15 protein-coding genes are annotated in these 12,403 nt (G+C 54.9%); 5 read left to right on the top strand and 10 right to left on the bottom strand.

Annotated features, from left to right (window positions below; genetic code table 11):
• Nucleotides 1–26: 26 nt before the first annotated feature.
• The gene (gene rplU / locus LAO76_17685) at nucleotides 27–509 is read right to left on the bottom strand and encodes a 50S ribosomal protein L21 (GenBank protein MBZ5492758.1); all 483 of its coding nucleotides are present in this window, start codon (nucleotides 507–509) and stop codon (nucleotides 27–29) included.
• Nucleotides 510–853: 344 nt separating this feature from the next.
• Between rplU and LAO76_17680 the strand changes: the two genes are divergently transcribed.
• Complete coding sequence (locus LAO76_17680; GenBank protein MBZ5492757.1) at nucleotides 854–1,069, top strand: PLD nuclease N-terminal domain-containing protein; 216 nt, start codon at nucleotides 854–856, stop codon at nucleotides 1,067–1,069.
• A gap of 26 nt (nucleotides 1,070–1,095) precedes the next feature.
• Here LAO76_17680 and LAO76_17675 read toward each other — a convergent pair whose 3' ends face one another.
• Both LAO76_17675 and LAO76_17670 read right to left on the bottom strand, forming a co-directional pair.
• Complete coding sequence (locus tag LAO76_17675; GenBank protein ID MBZ5492756.1) at nucleotides 1,096–1,890, bottom strand: sulfite exporter TauE/SafE family protein; 795 nt, start codon at nucleotides 1,888–1,890, stop codon at nucleotides 1,096–1,098.
• A gap of 334 nt (nucleotides 1,891–2,224) precedes the next feature.
• Nucleotides 2,225–2,485, bottom strand: a complete 261-nt coding sequence (locus LAO76_17670; protein ID MBZ5492755.1) for a SemiSWEET transporter — start codon at nucleotides 2,483–2,485, stop codon at nucleotides 2,225–2,227.
• 145 nt (nucleotides 2,486–2,630) lie between these two features.
• On the opposite strand from LAO76_17670, the gene LAO76_17665 reads away from it, so the two are divergent.
• Entirely contained in the window at nucleotides 2,631–3,254 is a 624-nt protein-coding gene (locus tag LAO76_17665; GenBank protein MBZ5492754.1) for a LysE family translocator, read from the top strand.
• 207 nt (nucleotides 3,255–3,461) lie between these two features.
• Here LAO76_17665 and LAO76_17660 read toward each other — a convergent pair whose 3' ends face one another.
• Both LAO76_17660 and LAO76_17655 read right to left on the bottom strand, forming a co-directional pair.
• Nucleotides 3,462–3,938: a hypothetical protein gene (locus LAO76_17660; protein MBZ5492753.1), complete on the bottom strand. Its 477-nt coding sequence runs from the start codon at nucleotides 3,936–3,938 to the stop codon at nucleotides 3,462–3,464.
• A gap of 445 nt (nucleotides 3,939–4,383) precedes the next feature.
• The gene (locus tag LAO76_17655) at nucleotides 4,384–4,839 is read right to left on the bottom strand and encodes a GatB/YqeY domain-containing protein (protein MBZ5492752.1); all 456 of its coding nucleotides are present in this window, start codon (nucleotides 4,837–4,839) and stop codon (nucleotides 4,384–4,386) included.
• 100 nt (nucleotides 4,840–4,939) lie between these two features.
• Between LAO76_17655 and LAO76_17650 the strand changes: the two genes are divergently transcribed.
• From LAO76_17650 to serA, 3 genes are all read left to right on the top strand, one after another.
• On the top strand, nucleotides 4,940–6,160 hold the full coding sequence (locus LAO76_17650; protein MBZ5492751.1) for a hypothetical protein: 1,221 nt from the start codon (nucleotides 4,940–4,942) through the stop codon (nucleotides 6,158–6,160).
• Nucleotides 6,161–6,188: 28 nt separating this feature from the next.
• Nucleotides 6,189–7,370, top strand: a complete 1,182-nt coding sequence (locus LAO76_17645; protein ID MBZ5492750.1) for an alanine--glyoxylate aminotransferase family protein — start codon at nucleotides 6,189–6,191, stop codon at nucleotides 7,368–7,370.
• Nucleotides 7,371–7,469: 99 nt separating this feature from the next.
• On the top strand, nucleotides 7,470–9,077 hold the full coding sequence (gene serA / locus LAO76_17640) for a phosphoglycerate dehydrogenase (protein MBZ5492749.1): 1,608 nt from the start codon (nucleotides 7,470–7,472) through the stop codon (nucleotides 9,075–9,077).
• A 62-nt stretch (nucleotides 9,078–9,139) separates the two neighbouring features.
• Here the strand turns inward: serA and LAO76_17635 are convergent, their stop codons facing one another.
• From LAO76_17635 to LAO76_17615, 5 genes are all read right to left on the bottom strand, one after another.
• The gene (locus LAO76_17635) at nucleotides 9,140–9,463 is read right to left on the bottom strand and encodes a hypothetical protein (protein MBZ5492748.1); all 324 of its coding nucleotides are present in this window, start codon (nucleotides 9,461–9,463) and stop codon (nucleotides 9,140–9,142) included.
• A 137-nt stretch (nucleotides 9,464–9,600) separates the two neighbouring features.
• Nucleotides 9,601–10,170 (bottom strand): disulfide bond formation protein DsbC, encoded by a 570-nt coding sequence (locus LAO76_17630; protein ID MBZ5492747.1) that lies wholly within the window; start codon nucleotides 10,168–10,170, stop codon nucleotides 9,601–9,603.
• A 12-nt stretch (nucleotides 10,171–10,182) separates the two neighbouring features.
• Nucleotides 10,183–10,794 carry a TlpA family protein disulfide reductase gene (locus LAO76_17625; GenBank protein ID MBZ5492746.1) on the bottom strand — a complete coding sequence of 204 codons (612 nt, stop codon included), beginning with the start codon at nucleotides 10,792–10,794 and terminating at the stop codon, nucleotides 10,183–10,185.
• Between the two features lie 41 nt (nucleotides 10,795–10,835).
• Nucleotides 10,836–11,408 carry a TlpA family protein disulfide reductase gene (locus LAO76_17620; GenBank protein MBZ5492745.1) on the bottom strand — a complete coding sequence of 191 codons (573 nt, stop codon included), beginning with the start codon at nucleotides 11,406–11,408 and terminating at the stop codon, nucleotides 10,836–10,838.
• A 10-nt stretch (nucleotides 11,409–11,418) separates the two neighbouring features.
• Nucleotides 11,419–12,141, bottom strand: a complete 723-nt coding sequence (locus tag LAO76_17615) for a cytochrome c biogenesis protein CcdA (protein ID MBZ5492744.1) — start codon at nucleotides 12,139–12,141, stop codon at nucleotides 11,419–11,421.
• Nucleotides 12,142–12,403 lie beyond the last annotated feature (262 nt).

The following is a 12,403-nucleotide window of genomic DNA, read 5'->3' as shown; positions in this document are numbered from 1 at the left end:
AAACAAAGCGCCGCCCATCTTAATTTCTATTTCTTCTTGCCTTTGGCCGATTTCTTAGCCGCGCTCTTCTTGGCAGCCTTCGGCTTAGCTTTCGATTTGGACTTGCCCTTTGCGGACTTTGCCGGAGCAGCTTCGCCTTCGGCTGATGCAGGCTTTGCCTTTTTGGGCTTGCGGGCCGGCAGGTCGGGAGCGGTAAAGCGCTCGCCGTCAAAAGCGATTTCAGTGATCCTTACCGCGGTAAAGGGCTGGCGATGTCCATAAATCTTCTTGTATTGCTTTTTGCGCTTGAAGTGGAAGACCAGAATCTTGTCAGCCTTGCCGCCTTCCATCACCTGGCCGCTGACCACTGCACCGGCACCGGGACCGATGGTGCCTTCCTGCCCGGAAACGGCCAGAACGTCATTGAATTCAACCACGTCGCCATCAGCGGCGGGCAGCTTTTCCATTTTCACTACGTCGCCGGGTGCGACGCGGTATTGCTTTCCACCGGCGCGAATTACCGCGTACATAACTCTCTCCCATTGCCCCTTCAAAGCTCTTGGCCGGAAAGGACTTATATTGACTTGTAAGATTGCTCAGCAGCCATGCTCAACAGGCAGGAATTTCCACCAGTGGCAAACCTTGTAATTTTAACGTGATAGAGGGGATATGGTCAAATTGGCGCGGCACAAAAGCCAGAGGTAGCCAAAGGCATGCGGATGTGGTGCTCTCCACGCGGACAGCGGGTGAAGGAGAAAAAATTCCACGGCAAGCCGGGACAGGAAAGCGTTCTAAAACGTGCGGTATTACAATGGCCGTCTGAAATTTCCGAATCCGCCGAGCTGGATCGGATCCGTTCGAGTGGGGGTTGCCAATGGCTGGAACCAGCTTCATGTTGTTCTTTTTCTGTCTCGCTGTCACCGCCCTGATTTTCTGGATCTGGATGATCGTGGAGTGCGCGACGAAAGAGCCTAGTCAGGGAAACGACAAGATTGTTTGGATCGTGATCATCGTTTTCGCGCAAGTGATTGGCGCCCTTATCTACTACTTTGTTCGTCGACCTCAGCGCATTGCCCAATACGGAAGTTGATGGCAGGGCTGCCCACCCCAGACCATTCAAATCCCATTTCGCAAATACACCCGCCAGAAGAAATAGGCCGTCATGCTGCAGCCGATAGTGATCACAACGTAACGCACGCTTTTGGGATCCATCTTTTGCGCGTACCAGGCTCCCACATATCCGCCCAGAGCTCCGCCAAAGATCATGACCAGGGCCTGCGGCCAGAAGACGGCCCGCGCCACGATGAATACCGTCACGGCAACGGCATTTCCGCAGGTGGCCAGCAGGGTCTTGAGACCGTTCATGCTGTGGATGTTTTCAATGCCCATCATCGCCAGCAGCGCAAGCATCACGATACCGACGCCGGCGCCAAAGTATCCGATGTAAACAGCGGCGCAGGCCTGCAAAAGGGTGACGCCGATCACCCGCATCGCCGAAGGGCCACCTTCAGAGTGGTGGCGGTTGATCCAGGAGGTGACTTTGCCGCTGAAGGTAAATAACAACGTGGCGCCCAGCAGCAGCCAGGGAATCATCTTGTCAAAGGTCGCTTGCCGAGTCTTGAGCAGCAGCACCGAGCCGACGATGCTACCGAGAAACGTAATGATGATCAGGGGCAGGATGCGCTTGAACAGTTCCGCGCTTAGCGCCTTGCGATATGCGCCAGTGGAAGCCAGCGTCCCGGGCCACAGGGCGACTGTGCCAGTGGCATTGGCATTGATGGAAGGCACGCCGGAAAAAAGCAGCGAGGGAAAGGCAATAAACCCGCCGCCTCCGGCGACAGAATTCACCGTGCCACCGGCTGCGGCAGCGAGAAAAAGAAGGATGAAATGCGAGCTCACCTGACAGTCTATCGAATTTCTTCATCCTGTGGCGGTCACGAAGCGGATTGACAGGAGGCTTATTCTACAAGCTCGGAGAAAGGGCCTCATAACAATGAAACACCGGTTTCTGATTCATTCTTTATCGCATACCATCCTAGTGGTAGATATTACGCAATTCGGAATTGAAAACGGTAGGCGAACCGAGGATCCGAAAATGGTGCCTGCACTTCGGTTCCCAGTTTGGAAGGAGGCCGAGCGGTATTTTCGGGCAAACGGCGCTGATTCCGAAACTCTTGAGGAGGCGCGCACATATTTATCCAAAGCCGGCGTAGCCGTAATGACTATTATTTGAAGCTTCTGGCAATCAACGCGAGGCGTAACGGGTCTTTAGCGCCATGATGATCAGTAGCAGTGCCAGCGTGACGGCATTGGCCACGATGATTGGCATGGCCCACAGCCGAAAACCATAAGTGAGCCAAAGCACCACTCCGGCGGAAAAAGTAAGTAGCATGGCCCAGGAAAGATCGTCACAGCGCTTGCTACGCCATGCATGCAGCACCTGCGGGACGAATGAAATTGTGGTCAATGCTCCGGCGATGAAACCAAGCAACGAGGTCAGGCGCATGTGGGACTCTTTCTCATAAATGGTTCTGTCATCTTATTCTGTTACCAGCCCTGGATCTCGACCTACCGGCGCGGATATAAAATTATTTTCCCTCCAGCGTCCAGGCGCCAACATCTCTTGATACAACTTGATCGAGGTCAATTTCATGCCTGAGAAAGCCGCCTTTCTCGCTTTTCTGATCGCAGCATTCGCACTCAACATTGCGCCGGGGCCAGACATGCTTTACGTAATTGGCCGTAGTGTGAGCCAAGGCCGCAGAGCCGGAATTGTTTCATCCCTCGGAGTATTTGTGGGCTGCTGGGTACACATTCTGGCTGCGGCTTTTGGGATTGCCGCGCTGCTGCGGTCCTCACCGATGGCGTTTAATCTGGTGCGATACGCGGGCGCAGCTTACCTGATCTATCTGGGAATAAAAATGCTGGCGCAGAAAACCGACCTCGCGGCGCAGCAGCTCAAGTCGGAAAGCCTTACCAGCATTTTCCGCCAGGGCGCGATCACGAACATGCTCAATCCCAAGGTCGCGATATTTTTTCTGGCGTTCCTGCCGCAATTCATTGATGCGCGCCGCGGCAGCGTGGCATTGCAGATTATAGTGCTGGGGCTGATATTCAATGTAGGCGGAACTCTGGTCAATCTTGCAGTCGCATATGCGGGTGGGACACTGGGTGAATTACTGCGCCGGAATCAATCCATTGCGCGGTTGCAACGGCGATTTACCGGGCTGATTTTTGTGGGACTGGGATTGCGGCTGGCGTGGCAGAAGAGATAGCCATACTTTTTTAAGATACCCGCGTGCCATGTACCTCAGCGGCTGAAGCCAGAGGGTCTAATCAAACTTTACCGCAGGTCTAAAGACCTGCTCCACCCCGTTGTGGGACACAGTAAAGGTTGGGACACAGTAAAACCTAAATACCAAAATGAAAAAGAGCACGCCAAACTGGCTGCGTGCCCTGTTTTCTTAACGTCGATTCTGAAGTTACATCAAAAATTCATTCGTCTGCCGCGTGATGGGATGCTGCATCTCTTCCAGTTCATTCTTGACGTGGTTCAGGCCATACACCAGTTGCTCAAAATCATGGGACATCCTGCGGAAGAGCGGCGCGACCTTAGCATACTCAAAGTGCTCGAACTTCGAGACGATGTAGTAACTCTCTTTGCCAGCCTTCACAAAGTCGATGAGGCTTTCCATGCGGGTGCGGCGCAGGCGATATTTGTTCAGGCCCTGCGGGAACATACCAGTGAAGAAGAGCGAGTAATCGCCAATATGCTTGCGCACCTGGCGCTCGCGATCAAAGGACGGAGCAGGTCCGTAAACGGGATCGGACTCCAACAGCATCTCGCCTACATCGCATAGCGGGCGTCCGTCTGCGTTTTTGATCTTGTAGAGAGTTTCTGCTTCGCAGAATTCTGTGAGCAGGTTGGCTACGTAGTCGTGCACTTCTGCACTGCGCACGCCAATCTCACCATAATTTCTTTCAACTACTTCCTTGAAAAACCGCTGTAACGGATTCGATTCAGGTATCACCTTGTCACCCCTTTTCCCTGCACTACGCCGTTTATGCCGTTACGTCGTCACCGCCCCGGCACTTAACACGCAAAGCAAATTGGGGAACGCTGATTAATATGAGTGCAGTATGAGTACTCTGGGTTATCTGAAGCAAGTAATTTGTGAGGTAACTCCGCACTTTGGCAGCAGCACGAATAGAGTGCTAAAAAGCAGAGGGACAATGAACAACCGTGTGGAGCAAGCAACTAAGCGAACGGAACGTTCATCCACCAAACTTTTTTCAGTCTTTTTCTTCTACGTCGCACCGGTAGCAAAGAGATCTTCCCCTTCGGCAAGGCTCAGGGTCAGGATTTCGCCTGCGGGCTCGTACGCCCGCAAAACGGCTCAACTCTCATCCACCCAAACTTTTTTTCACCAGCTCACTTACGGTCTTGCCTTCCACGCGCGCGCCGGTGGCCTGGAGTTTTGCCATCACGTTTTTCATCACCGTGCCCATGTCTTTCATCGTCGGTGATCCCATCTCAGCGATAGTGGCTTTTACGGCTTCAGCGATCTGCTCTTCACCCATCGCCTTCGGCAGGTAGTGTTCGATCATTTTAATCTCCGCCGCTTCTTTGTCCGCCAATTCCTGGCGGCCGCCCTTGGTGAACTGCTCAATGGAATCACGGCGCTGTTTTATCAGCGTGCTCAGGATCTGCTGCGTCTCCTTGTCATCGAGCGGCGCGCGTTTTTCAACTTCCTTATAACTGAGCGCGGATTTGACCATGCGCAAGGTGGAAAGCCGCAACTCGTCGCGGCTGCGCATTGCGTCAACCATGTCTTTTTGGATCTGCTCGCTGATCGTCATTGATGGAAACCTCACAGAGATGGAGAAAGAGAATTATAAGCTGAGCCGTTTGATTCCGGCCCTACGGGCGAATTATGATCGGAACTCCTCCGGAGAAATCATGCAGCCGCTCGCCCTTATCCTGAACATTGCCATTGTTGTGGGCATTGTGGGGATCGTGGTTTATTGGGTACGGCGATTCGCCGTGTTTCTGGGCTATAAAGCCATTGAGCCGGACGTACTTAAGATTGCGGAGCTGCTGAAGGCGCAGCCATTCCGTGATCGCAGTGATGTGGTGCTGGAAGGGCATTACGGCGGCAATCCCACGATTGTCCGCTTCTCTCATCGCGTGGATACGCCGGGGCTCGACATCCAGATGCGCGTGCCGGCAGCCATTAACTTTTTCCTGGTCCCCAAAAATATTCCTGCCACCAATGAGGGACGCGTGCTGATGCGCACCGGCAGCGCGGCATTGGACAGAAGGTTCAACGCCCGGACGGACCATCCTATGGAATTCATGATGCTCACCGCGGTCGCCGCCATAAAGAGCGGCCTTGAGCAGCTTTGCTGTTCAACGCAAACTGGGCTCACCGTCCGTGATCGCATGATTGAACTGAGTGAACTCACCATACCGCCATTTGCCGCGAACCATGTTTTTGATCATCTGCAATCCATGCTGACGCTGGCACAAGCCATACACGAAATGCCGGGAGCAGACCGCATCAAGGTTGATCCACTGCCGCGAAGGGGCAGCAGTTGGCCGGTGCGGATAGCGCTGGCCGGTGGGCTGGTGTGCCTGGTGGCGCTGCTTTTCACGCAACCTTACAGCCGAATGCCGGGCGCCAGCGCGAACGCAAATACCACTGCGCCGCCTACCGGCGTGGCGCCGGGTGACACGATCCGCTTGCAACAATTGCAAGGATGGCACGCAGCGACAAGAGACGACTTCCCTGCCGCAGTGCAGCGCTACCTACAAGAACGCCGGTTGGAGCCTTCAGGGCATATTGTGGCCGATTTTAGCGGGCGTGGCAGCGCCATTGACTCGGCCTATCTTCTGGTGGATACCACAGGGCGGAAACGTGTGAGCATGCTGGCAAGGGGAACAGTGGCTTACGACGCACTTTTTCCCAAAGTGGATTTTCTGGCGCGCATATCCAAGAGCACGCTGGGAAAGATACAATGGATGTCGTCAGGTCCTCCGTTATCTCCCGATGGCGATGGTTTACTGGTTGTGCAAAATGCGAACGATCCAACCGCAAGCGTGGTGTTGTTGAGACACGGCGCGCAAACCCTCTCGGCCCGTCCCGCAGACTTCAACAAAATCGATCTGGCTCAGCAATAACAGAATTCAAGAACAGGAACAGTTAAATATGATTCGCAAAGGCCGTCTTTTTACTCCGGGTCCAACCCAGCTTTTACCTTCAGCCCAGCTCGCCATGGCCGCCGCCACTATGCACCATCGCACGGCGGAGTTCCGCGCGTTGTATACCCGTGTGCTGGCGGATTTGAAAATCTTTGTCGGCACAAAGAATGATGTTGTGATGTTTACCGCTTCCGGCACCGGCGCGATGGAAGCCGCCGTGGCCAACCTGACTTCACCCGGAGACAAAGTGTTGATCGTTTCCGCAGGCAAATTTGGCGAACGTTGGGAAGGGCTGGCCAAGGCTTACGGTCTCCAGTTTGACACTGTCCGAGCGCCTTACGGCGAGACGGTGACGCCGCAACAGGTACGCGAAGCGCTGAAACCCGGGCATAAAGTTCTCTATATACAGGCCACTGAGAGTTCCACCGGAGTGCGGCACGATGTTAAAGAAATTGCGCGGCTGGTGAAAGCCACGGACACGTTGCTCGTCGTCGATGCGATCACTGGCCTGGGCACCACGCATTTTGATGCGGATGGCTGGGGCATTGACGTGCTGATTGGAGGATCGCAAAAGGCAGTGATGGTGCCGCCGGGGCTGGCTTATTGCTCCGTGAGTGAACGCGCATGGCAGCGCATGGAAACCACGAAGAATCCGCGCTACTACTTTGATCTGCGCAAGGAAAGAAAGAACGGCGCGAAAGGCGAGTCCAGCTATACGCCTTCTACCGCGCTGGTAGCGGCGCTGGCAGCGGCGCTTGATTACATTCGCGAACAAGGCGGCGGAGATCTGGCTGCCGGACGCAAACTTTTGATCGACAACGCGGAAACCGCAGCAGCGATGACCCGCGCTGCAGCCAAAGCTCTGGGATTGAAACTTTTTTCTGCCAGTTCACCGGGCGCGGCGCTCACGGCAATCGCTGCGCCGGATGGCGTGGATTCAAGCGACATAGTAAAAGCGTTTCGCAATCGCTTTGGCGCGATTGTGGCCAATGGACAAGGCGAGATGAAAGGACAGCTTATCCGCATTGCGCATCTTGGCTATTACGACTATCTGGACACAATCGCCGCGATTGGTGCGCTGGAGCAGGTGCTGGCAGAGATGGGCATTCCGATTGAATTAGGTGCGGGATTGAAAGCGGCGCAGCAGGTTTATGCGGAAGCGACACAGCCGGCGTTGGCGACGAGGTAATGGCGAACTCAAGGCTACTGGCGCTGAGCGGGAAGTTGCAGGAGCACGACTAAGTCTGCCAGCAGAACATACTGTAGCGGTTTGGAGCGAAGCGACAAGATGAAGATAGTGGTTGCGGAAAAAGTTGCGGCCAATGCCGTTCAACTGCTGAAAGACGAAGCGGACTGGAGCGTGCTTACGCATGATCAACTCCCCAATGGCCTGGAAGCGGCGCTGAAAGATGCGGACGCGCTGATTGTGCGGTCGGCCGTAGATGTGAATGCGCAAGTGATACGGAGCGCGCCGAAACTGCGCGTGATCGGGCGCGCTGGCGTAGGCGTGGACAACATCGACCTGGAAGCCGCGACCAAAGCAGGAATCGCCGTGATGAATACGCCCGGCGCAAACGCCGTGGCCGTGGCGGAACATACCATCGCGCTGATGCTGGCGCTGGCGCGGCATCTCTGCCGGGCAGATTCAACCACGCGCGCAGGCAAGTGGGAAAAGAAATCACTGCAAGGAACGGAGCTGCGCGGCAAGACGCTGGGAATTGTGGGACTGGGACGCATTGGGATAGAAGTGGCGCGGCGCGCACAAGCTTTTGACATGAAGGTAATCGCACATGATCCTTTCGTTTCTGCGTCAGTGGCGCGCGAACAAGGAATTGCGCTGGCGGAGCTGGACCAGGTCTATGCGCAGGCTGACTACCTGACGCTGCACGTCGGCCTTACGCCGCAGACGGGCGGCATGATCAATGAAAAATCGCTGGCGCGAATGAAGAAGGGCGTGCGCATCATCAATTGCGCGCGCGGCGAGCTGCTGGATGAAGCAGCAGTAGCCGCAGCGCTGGCGAGCAAGCAAATCGGCGGAATCGCGCTGGACGTCTTTACGGAAGAGCCGCCAAAGAATTCACCGCTGCTGGCGCTGGAGAACGTGATGGCCACGCCACACATTGCAGGATCGACAAACGAAGCGCAGGACGCAGTGGGCTTGCAGATTGCCAGTCAGGTACGCGAATACCTGAAGCGCGGCGTGATCCAGAACGCCGTGAATATGCCATCAATCGATCATCAGCAGTACACGCAGATGCAGCCGTACATTGCGCTGGCGGAAAAACTGGGCGCGTTTCTGGCCAACATTGTTCCGGCGGCTGGATCAATAGAGGAAATCTCTATCCGCTACACGGGACGGATTGCCGAGTGGAACACGGAGCTGATTCGCAACGCCGCAATTCAGGGAGTGCTAAACCACCGCGGGGCAGAACGTGCCAATGTGGTGAACGCAGCAGCCATTGCGCACGAACGCGGAATACAGGTGCATGAAGGCAAGAAACCTGAAGTCGCCAGCGGCACCGTGACGGGCGTGATTGCCCTGACGCTCAAAACCACGCAGGCCGAACGGCAGGTACGCGGCGGAGTGTTGCGCGGAAATTCTTTGCGGCTGCTGGGCGTGGATGAAATCGATATTGAAATGCCGCTGGGCGGCAATCTGATTTTCTTTCGCAATCTGGATGTGCCGGGCGTTGTAGGAAAAATCGGAACATTGCTGGGCCGGCACAATGTGAACATCGGCAACTTTGCCCTGGGACGCCGCGGCGCCGAAGCCATCGCCGTGGTTGAGGTCGATTCTGCTGCTCCCGAAGACGTGCTGGAAGAGCTGCGGCAATTGCCGGAGCTCCAGGAGGTCCGGGGAGTCAGGATTGAGGAAATTGCCAAGATCGCATCATAAAAGCTCTAAGATTGGCCACAGCCGAAGGCGGCTCTGCCACACGGTCTACGACAAGGTAGTTATCAGCTATTTTGCGCGGCTTTGAGCATCAGCCATGCGGCATTCAGGAGGGCCGTAGTCCAGGCGGCGATTGTTACACCTTTCAGGGTGCGGATTTTCCCGTTTTTGTTCATAGCCCGGCAGACAGGAATGACGTAGAGAAGTTGAAGCAGGCCGGTGCTGAGCGTCATCACGATTGCGGCGTGGACGAGTGCATTCGAGCCTCCGGGACGTTCGTCTTCGATCATCGCAACGGAGCACCCGGTGAAGGCCAGCACAAAGTTTATTCCCCAGCAGAGCAACAGTCCTTGCCATATACTTCCCTCATTGCGCGACGCTTCTGTCATAGAGGAGCCTCTTAAGAGGGTACCATCACGCAGGGAACGTGACTTTGCTCAGCCTCGGCGGAACATGCTCCTTGCCTTGCTGCCGATCACATTACACGTAAACGTCGGATCCTTAACCGGACACTAGTGGCCAACTGCTAATTATGAATATGCGGGCTCGTCCTCGTGGGCCGCGCTTTGGGAACGCTCTTGCCGCCGCTGCCCACTTTCACATTAAACGTAAACGGCAACTTCTTTGGCGGGTAGCACGCATTGTTATCGCAGGCCTGATATTTCAGCTCGCCGTGAACGGTGTAAATCCCCGATGACGCCTGTCCGGGCGCCATGACAATGCCTTTAATCACAAAGTCGCCGGAATAAACGCTGAGCTTGGTGCTGGGATCGAACGGGAAGCTCATCAGCTTTCCCGCGGGATATTGCAGTTTGCCAAACGCAACTTCAGGCGGCAGCGAAAAATGCAGCTGCGTGGGGATCAACTCTTCTGTAAGCGGCTGGCTGGAATTGATGTGATACGGGTCTTGGACGTGAAAAGTGAACTGCACCGGCGCGGAGTGTCCGGGTGAGACAACGATGTTGTTGGCCGCAACAAAATCAACAAACGTGCGCGGCTTGGGAGCGCCTGGCTCCTGCGCTTTCGTTAGGCTAACCAGCGCGCTGCTCAACAAGCCTGCGCTCACTACCAACAAAATTAGTCGATGAAGTCTCATTCCGCTCCTGTATTAATTGCCCTGCGCCAATGCGCGTTTGATAGCTTCTTCAAATGTCGCCTCACCCGCCATGCCCAGGGTTGAGTCCACCACTTTGCCGGAACGATCAAGATAATACGTCATGGGCAGTTGTTGGATTCCGCCATAAAGATCGCCAACTTTTTCTGTCCCGCGCAGCACCATATAGTTCACGCCCATTTTGTGCGTGAACGTGCTGATCTCTTTGTCATCGGCGTCGTCCATGGCCACGCCCACAATCTGCAATCCCTGCGGGCCATATTTCTTTTGCATATCCACCAATGACGGCATTTCTAGTTTGCAGGGCTCGCACCATGTTGCCCAGAAATTCACCAGCACTGCTTTGCCGCGCAGAGAAGACAGGCGAACTTCTTTGCCGTCAGGCACGCTCTTCAGCGCGAAATCCGGGGCCGTGGAGCCTTTCGGCGGCTCTGGGAAATCGGGCGGTGGTGCCTGAGCATCCGGGCTCGCGGCTTGCTGTACGCCAGAAGGCTGCGCGGCGCTCAGATCCACAACGTTACTCGGGCGCGAGTGGCCTTTCAGCACCATCACCACGCCGGTGAACGCGACAACCAGAGCAAGAATCAGGACAACTCTTCTATCCACAAAAAATCCTCAAATAGCTTTTGCTGCGCTGAGATCAACCGTTAGAGCAGCGCTTGTTTAATAGCGTCTTCAATTTTTGATTCGCTATCCAGGCCAATAATCTCATGCACCACTTTGCCGGAACGATTCACAAAGAACGATGTCGGCAGGCCGCCAACGCCGCCGTAGAGATCCACGACCTGCTGGTTGCCGACCAAAACCGTATAGTTCACGCCCATTTTCTTCGTAAACTTGGCGATGGTCTCTTCGTTGGAATCGTCCTTGGTGATGCCCACAATCTGCAGGCCTTGATCGCCATATTTCTTCTGCAGGTCAATGAGCCACGGCATTTCAAACTTGCACGGACCGCACCAGGTGGCCCAGAAATTTACCAGCACGGCTTTGCCGCGCAGTGAAGAAAGCGTTACGGTCTTGCCGTCTGGAACGCTCTTTAAGGAAAATTCCGGCGCAATGGAACCAATGGCAGGATCGGCGCCGGAAGGCTCCTGTGAGCCACTGACGTTTTGCTTCGCGGGATCAGCGGAAGCCTTTGGCTTGGACGCTTTCTTGCCCAGCAGAAGCAACGCGGTGATCGCAACCACCACACATAGCACTACAACAACGGTACGGTTCAAAACAATTTCCTCACAAGGTAAAGCGGTTTAAAAATCCTAGATAGCTTGAAAGCACGGCAAAGTGTCGCGTAAGGATCAACACGCCAAACACCATCAGGAACACGCCGCTTACAACTTCCAGCGTGTGCAGATGCCGGCGAAAGCGGCCATAAAAGCCGAGGAACCGGTCAATCAGAAGCGACGTCAAAAGAAATGGTACCGCCAGTCCCAGCGAATAAATCCACAGCAGCAGCACGCCTTTGTTCACGGTATCCGCCGAACCGGCCATGATCAGGATCGCGGAAATAATCGGTCCCAGGCACGGCGTCCAGCCAAAGGCAAAGGCAAAACCGACAACGAACGCCCCCAGCGGAGACTTGCCGCCCTTCACCGAATGCAGCCGTTTGTCCGCATACAGGGCCTTGATCTTAATGATGCCGGTCAGATGCAGGCCAAAAATGATCACCACCGCGCCGGCCACCCATTCCAGGTACTTCTTATATTCATGGACCATCTGGCCAATGCCAGTGGCAGCCGCGCCCAGCATTACAAACACCACGGTAAAGCCCAGAATAAACATGAGCGAGTGCAACAGCACTGTATTCAACAGCTTGCGGTCTTTAGACTGCAGCTCTTCCACGCTGGCGCCGGAAATCAGAGAGACGTATCCGGGAACCAGCGGCAGCACGCATGGCGACAAGAATGAGACGATCCCGGCCAGGAACGCGGTAATTGGAAAAGGTAATGAGGACATAGGCCTTTCTAAACAGCAAGTAGAAGGATGTCCTTTATTGTAATCTGGTTACAATTTTTGTTACAGACGGAAATCGCGGCGAAGGCCTGCCAAATCCAAACCTTACCGCTGATAACACTGATAACGCTGATTTACACGGATCAAAAGAGTTCAAATGGGACTACTTTTGGATTTATAAATCCGTTTGACCGTTAATTCTTGCTCTTGAGGTTTTCTCAGCGTCTCCGCGCCGATTGCGGGTTAGAGCGCGGCGAAGGCCTGC

This window comes from Terriglobia bacterium, assembly GCA_020072645.1.
Taxonomy (GTDB): Bacteria; Acidobacteriota; Terriglobia; order Terriglobales; family Acidobacteriaceae; genus Angelobacter.
This window is presented reverse-complemented; position numbering and strand designations above follow the sequence as displayed.